The 17,081-nt window shown below is 56.6% G+C and carries 12 protein-coding genes and 3 pseudogenes; all 15 read right to left on the minus strand.

All coding sequences use genetic code 11. From position 1 onward, the window contains the following. Position 1: 1 nt before the first annotated feature. The 15 genes and pseudogenes from ACR2TX_RS10160 to ACR2TX_RS10230 all read right to left on the minus strand — a co-directional run bounded on the left by ACR2TX_RS10160 (position 2) and on the right by ACR2TX_RS10230 (position 16,690). Complete coding sequence (locus ACR2TX_RS10160; RefSeq protein ID WP_434132058.1) at positions 2-1,477, minus strand: PAS domain-containing sensor histidine kinase; 1,476 nt, start codon at positions 1,475-1,477, stop codon at positions 2-4. Positions 1,478-1,664: 187 nt separating this feature from the next. Further along, the gene (locus tag ACR2TX_RS10165) at positions 1,665-4,628 is read right to left on the minus strand and encodes a bifunctional diguanylate cyclase/phosphodiesterase (RefSeq protein ID WP_434132060.1); all 2,964 of its coding nucleotides are present in this window, start codon (positions 4,626-4,628) and stop codon (positions 1,665-1,667) included. Between the two features lie 105 nt (positions 4,629-4,733). Then, positions 4,734-5,807 carry a protein-glutamate methylesterase/protein-glutamine glutaminase gene (locus ACR2TX_RS10170; RefSeq protein WP_210023986.1) on the minus strand — a complete coding sequence of 358 codons (1,074 nt, stop codon included), beginning with the start codon at positions 5,805-5,807 and terminating at the stop codon, positions 4,734-4,736. Continuing rightward, positions 5,804-6,340 carry a chemotaxis protein CheD gene (locus ACR2TX_RS10175; RefSeq protein WP_434132063.1) on the minus strand — a complete coding sequence of 179 codons (537 nt, stop codon included), beginning with the start codon at positions 6,338-6,340 and terminating at the stop codon, positions 5,804-5,806. The genes ACR2TX_RS10170 and ACR2TX_RS10175 overlap by 4 nt, the downstream gene beginning before the upstream one ends. Then, entirely contained in the window at positions 6,337-7,143 is an 807-nt protein-coding gene (locus ACR2TX_RS10180; RefSeq protein WP_086134195.1) for a CheR family methyltransferase, read from the minus strand. Before ACR2TX_RS10180 ends, ACR2TX_RS10175 begins: the two co-directional genes overlap by 4 nt. Positions 7,144-7,249: 106 nt before the next feature. Beyond that, positions 7,250-7,792: a chemotaxis protein CheW gene (locus tag ACR2TX_RS10185; protein ID WP_077732410.1), complete on the minus strand. Its 543-nt coding sequence runs from the start codon at positions 7,790-7,792 to the stop codon at positions 7,250-7,252. 154 nt (positions 7,793-7,946) lie between these two features. Continuing rightward, positions 7,947-8,613 (minus strand): annotated as a pseudogene (locus ACR2TX_RS10190) (methyl-accepting chemotaxis protein); the annotation flags it as partial. A gap of 291 nt (positions 8,614-8,904) precedes the next feature. Continuing rightward, a pseudogene (locus ACR2TX_RS10195) lies at positions 8,905-9,453 on the minus strand (MCP four helix bundle domain-containing protein); the annotation flags it as partial. Between the two features lie 107 nt (positions 9,454-9,560). Continuing rightward, complete coding sequence (locus ACR2TX_RS10200; RefSeq protein ID WP_434132066.1) at positions 9,561-11,723, minus strand: chemotaxis protein CheA; 2,163 nt, start codon at positions 11,721-11,723, stop codon at positions 9,561-9,563. Beyond that, positions 11,720-12,055, minus strand: coding sequence for an STAS domain-containing protein (locus ACR2TX_RS10205; protein ID WP_086134198.1), 336 nt, complete (start codon positions 12,053-12,055; stop codon positions 11,720-11,722). Before ACR2TX_RS10205 ends, ACR2TX_RS10200 begins: the two co-directional genes overlap by 4 nt. Before the next feature lie 13 nt (positions 12,056-12,068). Next, positions 12,069-12,437 (minus strand): response regulator, encoded by a 369-nt coding sequence (locus ACR2TX_RS10210; protein ID WP_086134199.1) that lies wholly within the window; start codon positions 12,435-12,437, stop codon positions 12,069-12,071. Positions 12,438-12,455: 18 nt separating this feature from the next. Continuing rightward, positions 12,456-13,682, minus strand: coding sequence for a methyl-accepting chemotaxis protein (locus ACR2TX_RS10215; RefSeq protein ID WP_434132070.1), 1,227 nt, complete (start codon positions 13,680-13,682; stop codon positions 12,456-12,458). A gap of 681 nt (positions 13,683-14,363) precedes the next feature. Beyond that, positions 14,364-14,720, minus strand: a pseudogene (locus tag ACR2TX_RS10220) (transposase); the annotation flags it as partial. 208 nt (positions 14,721-14,928) lie between these two features. Beyond that, positions 14,929-15,618 (minus strand): nucleotidyl transferase AbiEii/AbiGii toxin family protein, encoded by a 690-nt coding sequence (locus ACR2TX_RS10225; RefSeq protein ID WP_347259092.1) that lies wholly within the window; start codon positions 15,616-15,618, stop codon positions 14,929-14,931. Then, positions 15,596-16,690, minus strand: a complete 1,095-nt coding sequence (locus ACR2TX_RS10230) for a type IV toxin-antitoxin system AbiEi family antitoxin (RefSeq protein WP_434111493.1) — start codon at positions 16,688-16,690, stop codon at positions 15,596-15,598. The genes ACR2TX_RS10225 and ACR2TX_RS10230 overlap by 23 nt, the downstream gene beginning before the upstream one ends. Positions 16,691-17,081 lie beyond the last annotated feature (391 nt).

The following is a 17,081-nucleotide window of genomic DNA, read 5'->3' on the forward strand; positions in this document are numbered from 1 at the left end:
TTCAAAAAGGAGAACTTCTAGGAGGAAGCCGAATCGCAAGCCGGGTGCCTTTCCCGGGTGTACTATGGATGTCGAACTTGCCGCCCAATGCCGACACCCGTTCCCGTATTCCCAAAAGGCCAAAGGACTTGGGTTTGTGCTCGGCCGTCACATCGAAGCCGCAGCCGTCATCCTGTATTTCGACGCGAATATGATCATTCCGGGAAACCAGGAGTACGGAAGCGTGGCGGGCATTGGCATGCTTTGCCACATTGTTCAGCGATTCCTGGGCGATACGGAATATCGCGATAGCCAGTTGTTCATCAAGGACGATATCGCTCATTGTGGTTAAGACACATGGGATACCGGTGCGGGTCTCAAACTCTTTGACCAGCCATTCCAATGCGGCTGCAATGCCGAAGTCGAGTGCGCTGGGGCGCAAATCGGTCGATATGTTGCGTACGACCTGAACCGCTCTATTTACCAGGACGCCCAAGGCCTGGATCTTTTTTGCCAATTCGGAGTGGTTTTGAAGAAAGTTCATTCGTATGAAGGAAATATCCATCTTCATGGCCGTCAGGATCTGGCCCAGTTCGTCATGGATTTCCCGAGCGATCCGTTTTTTCTCTTCTTCCCTCAAATTTTCCCTGTGAGCGGCCAGGCGTTGCAAAAGTCGCCGGGAGTCGCGGATTTCTTGCTCCCGTTCCCGCAGCCTGAATTCTGTTTTCTTGAGGACCGTGATGTCTCGGCAGTTCAACAGCACGCTGTGCACTGTGCCATCTGGCGAGAGCTCAGGTACATGGCGGGACTGAAAGTGCTGTTCGCCGTCAGGGGATGGCAGGACGAACTCGGCGATTTGTTCCTTACCGCTGGCGAAAACGCTTTTTAGCGGCGACTGTAGGCATCTCACCAGATCGTCAGGTAATTCGAGGTCTTGATACGTCTTGCCCGGAAAGCTCGACGCCGGTCGGCCCAGAACGCGTTCTATGGCCGGGTTGACATAAATAAAGCGCAGAGCTCGATCGAAGCGAGCGATGATATCCGGCGAATTTTCCACGAGTGCCCGGAATTCTCGCTCGCGCCTATCCAATTCGCTTTTTAGGTACGCTCTCTCGGTAATGTCCCGTGCAATGATCAGGAAATGCCGCTCGTCCTTCGATTCGAGTTCGTCGATGGCCATTTCAACCGGAAAGAAGGTGCCGTCCTTACGCTTGCCTTGCCAAGAGCGGAATCCGGAGCCGTGAACTTTGCGCATCTCGGAATTCCGATGATTTTGGATAGGAGCGTAGTGTTTTTCGGCCTGTGTTTCCGACATCAGTTGATCGGTGCTGAGCGGCAGCACTTCGTTCAATCCGTAACCGAACATCCGGGTTGCAGCCGGATTGAGGATCTCGATTCGTCCGTACCGGTCGGTGATGATCACTCCTGATGGCACGCGGTCCAGAATTTCGTGTAAATAGAGCTCGGCTCGCAGCAAGCGTTTCGACAGTAGCCGCATCCGATGTCCGAATAGAGCGAAGAGCCCTAAAGTGGCTATGACGAGAGTGAGATTCACTTGAGGATTGACTGGAGAAAGCGAGTTTCAGGCATGTTCGGAGTTATAGCTCGCGTTTGCTTGCTTGCGATAGGCGATGGAGAAACGCCTGTGGACGTTGATGGATTGCCATACGGTCGAATATCGGCCGTCAGGCCGACGCGGTCAGCGGCGACAGCGATTTCGGAACCGTAAACTCGAGCGTTTTGCCGGTCCGCAGCATCGCTTCGACTTCATCGGCGGGCGTCGGTTTACTGAAGTAATACCCCTGTATTTCGTCGCAATGGCGGGTCTTCAGAAACTCGGCTTGTTCCGGCGTTTCGACACCTTCTCCGATCACCCCGAGATTGAGGCTATGGGCCAGAACGATGATGGCTTCGACGATGCGTGCATCATCGGGATCCTTGGCTAGATCGCGTACGAAAGACCGGTCTATCTTGAGATAGTCCAGCGGAAACTGTTTCAGATAGCTCAAGGAGGAGTAGCCCGTTCCGAAGTCGTCGACCGCCAACGAGATACCGAGTTGCTTCAACCGGCCCAGCACATCGGCCGCTATGGACCGGTCGCGCATCAGCATGCTTTCAGTGATTTCCAGTTCTAGGGTCTGCGGCGGAAGATCCGTTTGTTCGACGACGGCGGTAACGACCTCGACCAGATCCGGCTGTGCGAATTGGCGTGCCGATAGATTGACGGCCATTCGGTTGAAGGCTAGCCCTTTATCGCGCCATACTTTTGCTTGCGCGCAGGCAGTGCGGAAAACCCATTCGCCGATCTGAGCGATCAGACCGGTTTCCTCCGCGATCGGGATGAATTTGGCCGGTGCAATGAAGCCTTTTTGGGGATGCTGCCAACGTATCAGCGCTTCGACACCGCAGATTCGACCGGTGACAAGACTGACTCTGGGCTGATAATGCAAGGTGAATTCGCTTTGGTCCAAAGCCGTGCGCAGGTCGTTGACGATGTCCAGTCTTTCCCGAAGACAAGCGCCCATTTCGGCAGTGTAGAACCGGAACTTGCTCCGTCCTTCGTCCTTAGCCTTATACATGGACATGTCGGCATTGCGCAACAGTCCGTGAACATCGTCGCCGTCGCCGGGATAAACGGTAATACCGATGCTGGCGCTGATAAGAATATGGTGGTGCTCGATCCTGCAGGGCTGCGCAATGGCGTCCAGCAGTAATTGCGCCTTTTGCGCCGCGCACGAGGAATCGGTGATGTAGGGCAGGAGTACCGCGAATTCGTCGCCACCCAGCCGCGCGACGGTATCTTCCTCGCGCAGAGTTTCTCTAAGACGGCCTCCGATCAGCTTTACCAACTCGTCGCCGAAATCGTGTCCCAAGGTATCGTTCACGTCCTTGAAATTGTCAAGATCGACCAAAAGCACTGCGACCAGGCTGCCACTGCGGCGTGCTCTCAGCATCGCCTGCTCCAGCCGCTCGCGAAACAGGAAACGATTGGGCAATGCGGTTAGAGGATCGTGGGTTGCCTGAAATTTCAGCATTGTCTCGTACTGCTTCTGGTCGGCGATGTCGCGCGCCACCGTCGACCAGTAAGCGACCCGGCCGTCGTTCCCCTTGTGGGCTATGATGACCTGGGAGAGCGGGACTTTGTTGCCGAACCGGTTGACCAGTTCCGTCTCGCCCCGCCAGACGCCGCTATTTTCCGCCTCGGCAAGCCCTTCCCTCAGCAGGGTGTTGAATAACTGAGGCGGATGAAACTGTTCAATATGCAGGGCGGAGATGTCTTCGGTCCGGCCGAGCCCCAGCATCGCGCGTCCGGCCTGATTGATGTAGATCGGTTTGAGTTCGGCGTTGACGATACCGATAAGATCGGAGGTCCCTTCCAGAATCGCCACGAGTCGGTCTCGCTCCTCCTCGCGTTGTTTTCGTTCGGTGATGTCGCGTACGGCGACGATGGTCATCAATCCTTGTTCGGTATGCAATGGACCGAGCGTTACTTCGGCGGGAAAATCGGATCCGTCGTTGCGGCGTCCGCATACTTCCCGTCCTGCTGATAAGGTTTGCTGTTCCTCGCGATCAGCGTGCGATCGAGCAGAGTGCTTAACCCGGCAAATCTCAGGAATCAATGTTTCTATCGACCGGCCGATGAGTTCCGCTCGCGGACAGGCGAAAATGGACTCCGCTTTGGCGTTGGCCATGACGATGCGACATGCGCTGTCGGTCAGCAAAACCCCGTCCGGCTCGAATTCCAGCAGATCCTGAAAACGCGCCTCGCTTTTCCGAAGCGCCTCACGGGAGGCTTGGAGCCGCAGATAAGGTTCGCGCACGCCTTCGACGAAGATTCCCCGGTAAACGAGAAAATAGGCGATCGCTTTGTAAACATGCCCGACAAAATTGCACAGATCGTCGACGGCCCGATATTGCGAGAAACAGAGCTCGCTCAAGGCCGTAACCACCGATGCGCCCATCAAATACGCCAGAACCCGGGGCTGCGGTCGGCGCAAGCGATAGAGCAGCAAGAGAGTGACAGTGAGATAGATGAACGTCAGCGCATATTCCGCCTTCACTTTGAAAGGCGTTAAGCCTTGTCCTGACAGAAACGTCCGCGGCCAAAAATCTTCCCGGAAAAGGCCAAGCCAGACGATGAGCGAAGCGAACGCCAAGCATCCTGCCAATATGGCGCATCGAAATGAAAGCCGTTTCATCGGGCGCCAAGGCAGCAAGCCGGCGGCCAGGAACGTAACGGCAGCCAAGTAGCGTGCGGCCAGCCAGAAATTGATAGCTTTTTCCGGGTTGCTCGGCGTAATGAAATCCGGCATTCCCGGAAACGACAGTATGTGCATCAGGTCGAGCGAACCGATGGTCAGAAAGCCGCAGGCGAGAAACGGCAAAGTCAATGGACGATTCTCCTCGTAGGCGTTCCAGCCGATGCCGAATACCATTGCGGCGATCACGATGGCGGGAATCTCCACAAGCGTGTGAAGAGCGGAATAATCGGCGAAATGGACGCCGTGTTCCTGTACGCACAGCCAGAGTCCGAAGGAAAACAGGCCGAGAGGAAGGAGCAGCAACGTAATCTGCCTTACCGTCTTCTCCGTATCGGTACCGAATACGAATACCGAGTGCCCGGACCGATCAAAGTCTATGTCTGTCATAACTTCCGTTTCCGAGAATGATGCTAATCACGATGTAGGGTTCTAAAGACCAATCGTTCAGAAAACACCGCGGTGATGGCGATGTTCGTGTATGGAGCGAGTAACTTACCGGCTCGCACCATAATCCAGGATCGCTGACGGGATATCCGAAAGCGCGATGCTGCGTTCCACCGCTCCGAGTCTCACGGCCTCTTTCGGCATGCCGTACACGACACAGGTTTCTTCGTCCTGAGCCAAGGTTCGGCTCCCGGCCTCGCGCATCTCCTTCAGGCCGCGGGCGCCGTCGTCGCCCATGCCGGTCATGATCACCCCGAAAGCATTTTTTCCGGCGGTATTGGCCACGGAGCGGAACAACACGTCCACCGACGGGCGGTGCCGATTGACCAGCGGGCCGTCAATCACGTCCACGTAATAAAGAGCGCCACTACGTTTGAGCAGCATATGGCGGCCGCCGGGTGCTATCAGTACCCGGCCGGGCAAGACCCGGTCGCCGTTGGCGGCTTCTTTGACTTCGACCGCGCTGAGCTTGTCCAGGCGGTTGGCAAAAGCGGTGGTGAATTTTTCCGGCATGTGCTGAACGACGACGATGCCGGGACAGACCCGAGGCAGAGCCGTGAGCACCGCTTCCAGAGCCTGCGTGCCGCCGGTGGAGGCGCCCAGGGCGACCACTTTGTCGGTTGTCTGCGTGAGAGGGCGATGAGAATAGGACAGCACGGCATCGGCTGTATGCTTGGGTTCGGCCTTGTGCGGCAGGCCCGCGAGCGTCAGCCGCTTGAGATCGGCCAGGGCCGCGGACTTGACGGCGTGGATCAGTTCTGCGGCGACGCTCTGCAGATGTTGCTTGATTCCCAGCTTGGCTTTGGCGACGACACCCACCGCGCCAGCGGACAAGGCTTGCAAGGAGGTTTCTGCGCCTTTCTCCGTGAGCGAGGAACAAATCACGACCGGGGTCGGGTGTTCCATCATGAGCTTCTTCAAAAAGGTGATTCCGTCCATGCGGGGCATTTCCACATCCAGGACGATGACGTCCGGCCACCGCCGTTTCATTCGCTCCATGGCGAAGAGGGGATCGGAAGCCGCGCCGATGACTTCCAGGGCGGGATCCTGGCTCAAGATATCACTGATGACCTGGCGCACTACGGCCGAGTCGTCCACGAGCATGACGCCTATTTTTTTCATTTAGATTCGTTCTTTCTTCTCGCCGTGGAAAATTCGATGAGCTCCTGGCGATGTTCGAGGCGGGTCTCGCCGCTCCAAAGTTCGAATGCCAGCTTCCTATACCCAACGCCACCCAAGTGTGCCTCGTCGATCCGGGAGCCGAGGCGATTTGCCAGGTTTCTTGCGGCTTCCACGTTGCGTGCGCTCACGTTCAGGACGGCGGGTACGGAACGGTTCGCAAACATGTTTCCGCCGCCGAACAATCGAGCGCGGTATTCGGACGACGGCGCTCCGGCGCGCAAGATTTCCCGGCGAAAGAGTTCCATAGCCTCGTCGGCATAGCGTCCGTCCGGTTCCGACGCCCGCCCGTGGCCGCGGGCCGGCAACATGTAATGGCACATGCCGCCGAGGCAGAGGCGCGGATGCCATAGAATCACGGCCACGCAGGAACCGAGCAGGGTAACCAGGCGCACTGCTCCTTGCCCGAAGTAGAAGTCGCCCGGACGCAAATGGATTTCCTGAAATCCGGGGGGCGAAACGGCGATGCATCTCATGGTTTGCGGTAAATGGTGGGGGCGACGGGTTTCAGAGTTTCATCGACACCGTTCAGGGTTTCCGCATGGCCGACGATAAAATGGCCGCCGGGTTTCAACGTCTGGATCAGACGGGCCACTATCCGTCGTTTTGCCGCCAGGTCGAAATAGATCATGACATTGCGCAGAAAGATGGCGTCAAACTCGCCGATCTTGGGGAGCGGTCCGTTCAGATTGATCTGAATGAATCGCATGCGGCTCTTCAGCGGGGTGTCGATGAGAAAAGTGCCTTTCTGAGAGCCGACTCCCTTGAGGCAATAGCGGGTCAAATGATCCTTGGGGATGTGTCTGGCCCGCTCCATGGGATAATGGCCGAGCCGGGCTTTTTCGAGGACGCGCCGACTGATGTCGGAGCCCAATACTTCCCAGGAACCGCTACCCAATCGATCGGCCAGCACCATGGCGATGCTGTAAGGCTCTTCGCCGCTGGAACAGGCCGCACTCCAGACCCGGAAGGTTTGAGCCCGGCGGTGGGAGCCGAGGATGTGGTTCTGCAAAAAATCGAAATGCCCCGGTTCGCGAAAGAAATAGGTCTCATTGGTGGTCAGTAGGTCGAGCGCGTGCTGGAGCTCCTCCGCCTCCCGTCGGTCGGTCAAGAGGCGAAAATAGTCCCCGTAACTGGTCAATCCGTGCTGGGCGAGACGCCGGGCCAATCGTCCGCATACTAGGGCTTTTTTCGCCGGCGACAGATGGATGCCGGCGATGTCGTAGAGGAGCTTTTGGTATTGGCGGAATTCATGATCGCTGAGGGTCAAAGCGTCCATGGTTCAAGAACGGTCGTTTTTCGGATAGACGATTTTGGTTTTGCGGCTCGCTCCTGCCGCCGGGAAGTTCGATGGCCGATCCGGACCGACCGGGCCGTCTTGCCGCCTATTCCCCGTTTCCATGGTCTCCTTGCCCCATCTCGGCGAGCAGAGCCATCTCGTCCACGGACAGCACCTTGGCGAGATCCAGCAAGATGACGAAGCGGCCGTCGAGTTTGCCCATACCGGCGATGAAATCGGTGCGGATCTTGGCGCCGAAGGCCGGTGCCGGCTCGATTTCGGCCGGCGGAAGCTCAACGACCTCGTTCACGGCATCGACGGTCACCCCGATGTCGTGGCGTTCTTCCTCGTGTTGCACCTCCACGATGACGATACAGCTTCGCCGGGTCACCTCGGCCAGGCCGCGGCCGAAGCGCGCATGGAGATCGATGACCGGCACCACCGCGCCGCGCAGATTGATGACGCCGCGGATAAAGGTCGGCGTCATGGGTACCGGCGTGACATGGCCGTACTCGAGGATTTCCTTGACGTGAAGAATATCTAGGGCGAACAGTTCTCCGCCCAGTTGAAAAGTCAGGTATTGCTGTGCGCTGTCCGATTCGTGGTCGATCTGCGGCGACGACTTTTGGTGCGCAATGATATTCGCCATAGCGGCTCCTCGTTATTCGGATGCTTGTCTTAAAATTTTTCGAATTCGTGCTGGCTCATGGCGTAGGTTTCCAAGAGACGTGGCGCTTGGGCGGGTTTGGGTTGACGAACGGAGGGCTTGGCCGGCGCGTCCCGGTTCTCGCCTTGTGCCAGCCTGAAGAATTCCATGAGCTGTTGCAATTGCTCGGCTTGGCTGCTCATTTCCTCGGCGGTGGCGGCAAGCTCTTCCGAGGACGAGGCGTTCTGCTGCGTGATCTGGTTGAGCTGCATCATCGCCGTGGCGATCTGGTTCACGCCGGCGGATTGTTCGTTGGAAGCCGCGGTGATCTCCTGCACCAGATCGGAGGTCTTGGCGATGGAGGGCACGATATCATCCAAGAGCTTGCCGGCTTTCTCTGCCAGTTTCACGCTGCTGTCGGCCAATTCCCCGATCTCCTGGGCGGCGACTTGGGAGCGTTCGGCCAATTTCCGCACTTCCGCCGCCACCACGGCGAAGCCCTTGCCGTGATCGCCGGCGCGGGCGGCTTCGATAGCGGCGTTCAGGGCTAGGAGATTGGTTTGATAGGCGATGTCGTCGATGATGCCGATCCTCTGGGCGATCTGGCGCATCGCTTCGACCGTGGACTGAACCGCCTCGCCGCCTTCCTTGGCCTCGGTGGAGGCTTTGCCGGCCATGCCGTCGGTGACCCGAGCGTTCTCGGCGTTCTGGTTGATGGAGGCGGACATCTCTTCGACGGCGGCGCTGGTTTCCTCGACGCTGGCCGCTTGTTCGCTGGAGGCTTGGGACAGGCTCTGGGCGGTTGCCGAGACTTCTTCCGAGGCGCTCGACAACTGGCCCGCCGCGCCGCGCACATCGGTGATGATGGCCGAGAGCTTATCCACCATGAACTTCATGGCGGCAACCACGCTGGTGGTATCGCCGTGCCGGGTCTCGACGGTGGCGGTAAGATCACCACCCGCCACCCGGCGCGCCACCTCCGCGACATAGCCGGGCTCGCCGCCAAGTTGCTTGGCGAGGTTGTTGACGAGCCACAAGCCGACCAGGGAGCCGATGAGAATGCTCGCGACGATCGTACCGATGGCAAAACTGAAGACGACGCGATAGCTTTCTTGCGCTTTGTCGAACTCCTGTTCGGCGACGGTCAATTGCAGATTGGACAGATCGGCGATCTTATCGGTGACCGGATCGATCACAGCGTAGAGCGGGCCATCGAATTCGCCGAGTTGTCCCACGATATTTCCGGTCTTGGCATCCAGTACCTCGAGCAGACGATCGATCTTTCGGTCGGACTCGCTAAACATCGACTTGACCGCGCTGACCAGTCTGCTCTCCTCTTCGGTCATGCGGGTAGCGGCGTAGGCGTTCCATTCCGTCCGGATGCGTTCGTTGGCACTGCGTATCCGCTGCCGGGCGTCTTCTGCGGTAATCAATCCGGCATTGGCCTTGTTGACCGCATCTATGATGTGGACGGCATAAGCGTCGGAAATCCTCTTCAGCTTTCTGAGAGGCACGACGCGGTCGTTATAGACGGTATGGAGCCCGGCGTTGCTTTGCTTCATGCCGGACAAACCGTTCCAGCCGATCATGATCTGAAAGGCGCAGAGCAGGAAAACCAGTCCGAGTAACCGGGTTCTGACGGTGAATCGATGGAATGCAGTCATTTTTGTTCTTCCTTTTTGTCGTGTGGGAAGTGATCGTTGTGTGTTTGCGTATTGCCTTCTCGTGCTTCCGAGCTGTCGTTTGCCGTTGGCTAGAGAAGGGTTCGCTTTCAGGCTGCTTTTTGAGCTTCCAGACCGGCGGCATACTGGATCAGCGAAAGCACATCCAGAATCAGCGCCACTTCGCCGGAGCCCAGGATGGTGAAGCCGCTGACGCCGCGCACCTTGCCGAATAGCTTGCCGAGCGGCTTGATCACGGTCTGGAACTCGCCCATTAGTTCGTCTACCAAAAGCCCCGCCTTTTGCCCGCCGAAGTGCGTCACGACGATGTTCTGACGGCGGGAGGTTTGGCCGTGTATCTTGAAGTGTTCGCGCAGGTTGAGGATGGGCAATACCTCACCCCTAAGATTCACATAGCAGCCGTGGCGCTGTTCCCGTTCATCAAGCTCTACGCATTCCGATACCACTTCCAGGGGAATCACATAGGAGCAGCCGGCGACGCTCACCAGGAAGCCGTCGATAATCGCCAGGGTCAAAGGCAGGCGAATGCGTACGGTCGAGCCTTGGCCCTGACGACTGTTGATTTCCACCATGCCGCGGAGCGCTTCGATATTGCGCCGCACGACGTCCATGCCGACGCCGCGTCCGGACAGGTTGCTGATCGTGTCGGCGGTGGAAAAACCGGGCTCGAAGATCAAGTTGTAAATCTCTTGCTCGCTCAGGTTTTGGCCGGCGTTCACCAGTCCCCGCTCTATTGCCTTGCTCAATATTTTGTCGCGATTCAATCCTCCGCCGTCATCGGTCACTTCGATGACGATGCTGCTGGACTCGTGATAGGCGTTGAGCCGAACCGTACCCTTTGCCGGCTTGCCGGCAGCGACACGCCTATCGGTAGACTCGATTCCGTGGTCGATCGCGTTGCGCACCAGATGAGTGAGGGGATCGCCGATCTTTTCCACCACGGTTTTGTCCAGTTCGGTTTCAGCGCCGCTAATCTGGAGTTCGATGTCTTTGCCGAGTTCTTTGGAAACATCCCGGACAATGCGATTGAAGCGGTTGAAGGTTTCGCCAATCTGCACCATGCGCAACTGAAGGGTGCCGCCGCGGACTTCCTCGACCAGGCGCAGAATGGTGGAAAGCGCTTCTTGCAGTTCGCTGTCGTTCGTTCTCTGCGCCAGCAGGGATGCCGTCGCGCCGGCAATGACCAATTCGCCCACCTGATTGATGAGTTGGTCCAGCTTTCCGGAATCGACACGGATGAATCGGGATTCGCCGATTTTTGCGTCGCGGATTTTCTTTTGTTTTTCAAGAGCCGCTTCGACGACCGGTTGTTGCAGCATGCCTTCCTGCACCAGTATTTCGCCCATGGGCGGATGTCTTCGGGTTCTGGCGTCAATCTCGTTTTGCAGGGCCAGCGCTTCTTCGATTTCCCGAGGGGTGACGGCATCGGCTTCGATCAGGATCTCGCCCACCTTGTCCGCTTCTGCTTTGAGAGCTTCGATGCGTTCAATGGCGACTTCGGCGAAAGCGGGTGGCGGGGTAATGCGGATATGGCAATCCTCCCGTACGAACTCGAAGACGTTTTCGATGGTTTGTTTGTCCGCAGCGCTTCTGAAGTCGATTTCGAAACCGAGGTAACAGCTCTCTGGATCCATGAGCTCGGCGGGCGGAAGCCGTTCCGTTTTGGTTGCGAGATGAACGATTTCCCCGAGATTGCAGAGGTAGCGTATAAACGATGCCGGGTCGAAGCCGTTGCGCAGGACGTTTTCGCCGAAATCCACGACGATGCGCCAGCAGTCGCCGGACACGGCAGCTTCGCCGCAAACCTCTACCGGTGCGGGCGCTTTGGCCGGGAGGCGACCGGCATCGCTACTAGCATCGGATGTCTCAAGATAGGCGCGTAATCGATGGAGCAGCCCGACGCCGTTGGACGTTGGGTCGACGTCTGATTCGGAGCCCGCCGCTGCAGCATCGATGAGCACCGAGATTTCGTCGCACGATTGAAGTAAGAGGTTGGTCAAATCCGGCTGAGTCAGGATTTCGCCGGCGCGCATCCGATCCAGCACGTTTTCCACGACATGGGTGAAGGAGACGATGCCGTCAAGACCGAACAAGCCTGCCGAACCTTTGATGGTATGGGCAGCGCGAAAAATCGCGTTCAGGATGTCCGGATCGTCCGGCGTCTGTTCCAGCCCCAGAAGCCCTTCTTCCATTTCTTGGAGTAGGGCGCGACCTTCTTCGATGAAGACCGGTAGTGCTTGATCCAGGTTCATGACGACCGTCCTCCCGTACCGTGCGCGGCGGTGATGACCAGCGGATCGCCGAAGAACCCCGCCAGGTTATACAGCTCGATCAATTCCAGAACAGCCGGGCTGTGCGAGGTCAGGCGAAGATTGCCGCCGGTACGATCGGTTTCCCTCTTGGCCAGCATGAGGAGTTGAAATCCCGCTGTGTCGATTTCGCTGATGCCGGATAAGTCGATTTCCAGTTCGTTTCCGGCTTGCAGCATCGTCAGGAGTGGCTGTTTGATCTCCGCGGCATGATAGATGGTCAGTTCGCCAGAGAGACGCAATGCCCCGCCGTCTTCTGTGAATTCGATGGCCATGGCTAACGCTCTCTTAGGGGGCGATCAATTTCGATACGGCATCCAGCATTTGGGCAGGCTGGAATGGCTTGACGACCCAAGCCTTGGCGCCGGCCGCCTTGCCTTCGGCCATCTTGCTTTCTTGAGACTCGGTGGTGAGCATGATCACCGGAGTGAACTTGTAAGCGGGAAGCTGTTTCGCTTCTCTGACGAAGCTTATTCCGTCCATATTGGGCATGTTGACATCGCTGATGATCAGGTGGATTCGTTGCCCGTTCAGCTTGGTCAGGGCGTCTTGGCCGTCGCGGGCTTCGATGACGTCATAGCCCGCTCCTTTCAGGGCGATGCTCACGACCTGGCGAAGCGAAGCCGAATCGTCGACGATGAGAATGGTTTTGGCCACGGAGCTACTCCTTATGGATTAAAAGAAGGTAATGTTTGCGGATCGATCGGAACTGACAGGCTGTACGCCGGGGTGGTGCCGGCGTTGCTCTTCGGTGGTATAGGTTTGCGCCAATTCCTTGAGCCAAAGCTTGGCATCGATCGTTTCTTTTCCGGATGCTTCGGAAATACATGCATGGAGCTTTTCCAAATCGTCGCGCACGTGCCCCAGAATTTGGCTAACCCGGTCTTGGAATTGCAGCGAAACCAGAATGTCCGATAGCTCGTTCTTGATCTCTACGCTTTTTCCTTGAAGGATCTCGGCGGATTGGCACAAAGCGCCGCCCGCCTTGCTGAATTGGTCGAGAACACGGTTGATCGCGGTCTCGGAATCGGTCAGCAATTTCACGTCTTGATTGGCAGTTTTTTCGGAAAGCTCCAATGCCGAGGTGATGGCCTCGTTGATGACATTCACCCGTTCGCTGATCCGTTTTCCGGTTTCTCCGGAAAACGTCGACAATTTCCGTACTTCATCCGCGACGACCGCAAATCCTCTTCCGGCCTCCCCCGCGCGTGCGGCTTCGATGGCCGCGTTAAGGGCCAGCAAGTTGGTCTGCCCGGCGACATTGGCGACTTCCGATGCCATCTGTTTCAACTCTTCCGTGAAGTGGGACAGTTGCAGGATTTCGTGCATCGCCATCCGCCTCATGTCGAGAGCGGTCTTTAAAGAGGCGAGAACTGAGTTCAATTCGTTTTGGCTCTGCGTTAGAAGCGAAACCATGCCGCTGTCGCCCGCTTGTCCACCGATATCCAAGGCCGCTTCTTGCGAAGCGATCACCGTGGTTTGTAGGTCGTGCGCAATATCGGCAAAGCGGTCGCTGAGTATGACTATGGCCTCTTCCATCTGCGACCGCCCCATCTCGATCTGGCCGGACCACACGGGCAATACGGCCGTACATAATTTGTCCAGACTGTGGATGTGTTCGCGCTGCTCTTTCCGTTCGGCCAACAGAATGGCATTGCTTTCGCTTATCGCCGCCGCTAACCCTCGCTCGGACCGCGCGGCGAGCAGACGAACCGGCAGCAGCGCCATGAGTAGCAAGATGCCGCCTCCGATCAGGCTGCCGGCGCTCCAATTTCCTATCAGCGTCGTTATGAGAAAACCGCCCATCCCAAGGCAACCCGCATAACACCATAAGGCTTTGTTCGGTAAATGGTCGGAGGTGGAGAATTCGCGGGTGGCGTATAACTCCTTTTCACTGTGCATCTGTGTTTTCACTCCTGGTGGTTTTCGATTTCCGAATTACCGTGTCCGTGTTACATGCCGGCTCTTGTCACGTCCTAGAACCGTTTTCATTAGTCAAAATAAAGCTCGCACCCTCGGTAACTGCATAGCGGTTAAAGAGGGCGTTATTTGGGTAAGGTTGTTATTTCAGTGCTGGGGATAAGAGGATTCGCGGCAAACTGCCACTATGTATCCCTAAAGGTCGACACTATCGGCACTCCTTATCGAGTCGGATATGTGGCCATGCGTGCATATGACACGATTGTCTATGACGCTGAGCACAGCCGTTTGTGTCGGCGGGAAGAGTCCAAGATGGCCCGTGCTGGGGCTGCTGTTCGAAAATTTTCCCGGTACATCGACTTGCGGCCGCAGCCTTGATTTCCGTGACGATTCCGGGGCTATATTCAAACTAATCAGACCAGGCGGTCGTAGCCATTAGCAATTGAAACTTTCCCGAGCATTTTTCCAGCGAATGTAAGTCTGGTACGGATATCACAGAATGAAAGTAAGAAAATTCTGATTTTTTTGTAGGAAAAACGGAATTAGATGTAGGGGTGTCGGATGCTTGCCGTCTCGAAGGTATGGTTCGCCAAAGCGTGCAGGCTAAGGGAGGGAGAGAGGGGGTGAGTCCGTCAAGGTGGTGTAAATTCCGGGGGTGAACTCCGGTTCACTCTCACAACTGGATTGCAGCGTGCGTCCATCCAAAATCGCAGCCTTCGGCTGCGGTTTTCGCCCCTGAGCCAGGCGCAAACCTTCGCGGAGATCGTGCACGATCGCGTCGAAGCAGCCCGCCGCGAGCCAACGCCGGGTCTGCCGATAGACGGCTCCCCACGGCGGCAAGTCATGCGGCAACATCCGCCAGGGCTCACCAGTCCGCACCAACCAACGCAAGCAATTGACGATTTCGCGCAGATCGTGCTGGCGTTGGGGCGCGGCCGCCTTCATCAAGGTTAAATAAGGGACCGCGAACGTCCATTCGTCGTCTGAAACATCGCTGGGGTAAGGTTTTCGAGTAAGCATCCCTGCAGTACCTTGCCCACAGCAAAAAGTTCATAACACGCTCTGGAGTGTCAGACAGGAAACTGACACATTATTCGACAATAAGCACGCAAATCAGGAAAGCCGCGGGCTGTAACGTTTCTTTCACAATCTTATCCACGGACTTTTCCACCCGAACTGTGGATAAACGGATGCATTCCGAGGCTCTTGCCTTCCTCACTTTTTTATGTCAAATGGTTGTGCGAAGTCTGGGCGAATGGACGTGAGAATAACTGGGGTAGGCTGATTCCAGCACGGTCGATGCGTCTTCGTAGATTCGGTCCTGGTTACCCGCCTCGTGATACCGACGGAGTAGTGTGAGCAGATCGATGGCGTCCTTGGGATCTTCTCGGCCACGGTCAACCCAAGCAAAGAGTTTGAGGATGGCAATCCCAGCGACGGAAGCTACCGATACGATAAGTCTAGGTTCAACTTCAACTGGCACCGCGGATACCAAGGCATCTCGGTAGCCGGCGACATTCATTAGGATACTCATGTCCGGCGGCCAAGCGATGGTATTTTTTTCGACTTCGAGCCCACCAAACGGGATTAAATCCACGACGAATTTACGCCTACAGCCTTCTGGTTGGTAAAGCAGCCGCTGCATTACCCGTTCCATTTCTTGAAAACCGGAGCCGGTGACAAGATACCTCTTGATTGCCTTAAACTGGTCCCAGTTTTCAACCGCAAAAGCAAAATCGATATCGCGGGTAGCACGTTCAGCCTGCAGCCCGAATACGTGCTCAAGCAAGATGATTCTGGCGGTTGCTCCTACCAGGAAGGCTTCCAGACCCAGAGCAACTGATGCATTCTGAATTTCTCTCAGGACCGCGAGGGTAATGGGGTCGATCGGGCGCTCAGCCCTGGGTGCCAGAACCATTGATGCTCTGCTCATAAATCATGCGCGCCGTTTCAAGATTCCGCGGATCGAGGGTGGCGAGAAGGTCCGCATAGACGAGGATCGGTGGCACGGTTTCGGACAGGGCGCCATCGGCTGGAAAATTCCAGAAGGCATCCAATACCTCGATTTCACCTTTGGGATCGGCACGCAGCTTGTTTTCGACCACTAGCTTCGTGAGATTTTGACGAACGTTTTCGGGTCGGAAATATAGAGTGAAGGTGTTGGGCCTCAAATAGCCGGTCAGCTTGTCGGCCGCGACTTCGCCGCCCCATTGGGCTTTGTACCGGGTGACATCGACTTGCCGCCACCAGTCCGGAGTCGAAGCCTGAAACCGTCTTGGGTTTAACTTCGGACGGAGCTTGATGGGGTAGTTGGTCACCCATTCGTCAATCAATCGCTTGCGCTCCAGAATGCGTCGCTCGCCCATTCCCTTGCCAATTATGGCGTAACCCCTGTTATTCAGATCTAAAAAAACCTCTCCCACCGCCCCCAGCGCAACGCCGGCCGCTCGATTGATCTCGCGATAAGGTGCATTGACCAACTCGGGACGGCATAGCAGGACGAATATCACTCTAAGGGCAGTTGCAGTACCTGCACGAGGTGGTTCCGCAGTCGTGATATCCATCCCCTCCTTGGCTCGAGGGCGCAGTCCTTTCACGAAGATAAACAGGCCTAGGTCATGAAGATAGGCGTTGCCGTTGGCATCGATGAACTGCACGTCCAGTTCACGGCATTTGTCGGCCATTTCAGCGGTGATCCGCGGGGCCACGAGTAAGCCGGGCTGCTGAAATGAATCGAATCGGTTCCTGACTTGGCCGATCGCGGTAAAGCGATCGATTCGTTTGATTTCAGCCCTATAACGATGGGGCTGACCGGCTACGTCGATTTCCACGGCTGCATCGACTCTGACTCCCTGTTCCAATAAGGGCTCCGCGGCGATAATTTTCCCGGTCAAGCCAGTGGTTTCCTGCAGTGCGGCTAAGGCACGCTCCAGGAGGGCTTGCTCTTGGTGATGCAGGGATTCTTCTCGATAGCGAAGCGGCATGTTCATATTTCATCATTTGTTCACGTAACGTGAACATTATAAGACAGCGAACACAAGATCAAGCGAAATGTTCACGTAATGATCATGTTCACGATGCATGAACATGATCATTACGTGAACGTCGCGGGCAATCAGAAGACGGAGTATCTATGAACTGAAAATCGCGTCGGCGCCCGCCTCGATAGAGCCAAGCATGAGTTCAGATAGATTTCCGATAGCCACGGAAGAGCCCTATATGGCCAGAAATAGAGGCTGCTCTCATTGTCTGAAATTCGGCCATTTGCGGCCATTCAGTCTGTCCAATACCTGTCGGTCACGAACGACTGCTTTCCTCAACGTCGAGCGAGCAGCACGTGCCCGAATGAGCCACTCGGCCAGGGACTCCGAACAGTAGCAA

It is taken from the genome of Methylocaldum sp. GT1BB (assembly GCF_051027545.1).
Taxonomy (GTDB): domain Bacteria; phylum Pseudomonadota; class Gammaproteobacteria; order Methylococcales; family Methylococcaceae; genus Methylocaldum.

Bases quoted from the DNA above. Each gene is read 5' to 3' on its own strand.
- ACR2TX_RS10160 (WP_434132058.1), bottom strand. From the start codon at position 1,477: ATGCGGCTACTGTCGAAACGCTTGCTGCGAGCCGAGCTCTATTTACAC.
- ACR2TX_RS10165 (WP_434132060.1), bottom strand. From the start codon at position 4,628: ATGACAGACATAGACTTTGATCGGTCCGGGCACTCGGTATTCGTATTC.
- ACR2TX_RS10170 (WP_210023986.1), bottom strand. From the start codon at position 5,807: ATGAAAAAAATAGGCGTCATGCTCGTGGACGACTCGGCCGTAGTGCGC.
- ACR2TX_RS10175 (WP_434132063.1), bottom strand. From the start codon at position 6,340: ATGAGATGCATCGCCGTTTCGCCCCCCGGATTTCAGGAAATCCATTTG.
- ACR2TX_RS10180 (WP_086134195.1), bottom strand. From the start codon at position 7,143: ATGGACGCTTTGACCCTCAGCGATCATGAATTCCGCCAATACCAAAAG.
- ACR2TX_RS10185 (WP_077732410.1), bottom strand. From the start codon at position 7,792: ATGGCGAATATCATTGCGCACCAAAAGTCGTCGCCGCAGATCGACCAC.
- ACR2TX_RS10200 (WP_434132066.1), bottom strand. From the start codon at position 11,723: ATGAACCTGGATCAAGCACTACCGGTCTTCATCGAAGAAGGTCGCGCC.
- ACR2TX_RS10205 (WP_086134198.1), bottom strand. From the start codon at position 12,055: ATGGCCATCGAATTCACAGAAGACGGCGGGGCATTGCGTCTCTCTGGC.
- ACR2TX_RS10215 (WP_434132070.1), bottom strand. From the start codon at position 13,682: ATGCACAGTGAAAAGGAGTTATACGCCACCCGCGAATTCTCCACCTCC.
- ACR2TX_RS10225 (WP_347259092.1), bottom strand. From the start codon at position 15,618: ATGGTTCTGGCACCCAGGGCTGAGCGCCCGATCGACCCCATTACCCTC.
- ACR2TX_RS10230 (WP_434111493.1), bottom strand. From the start codon at position 16,690: ATGAACATGCCGCTTCGCTATCGAGAAGAATCCCTGCATCACCAAGAG.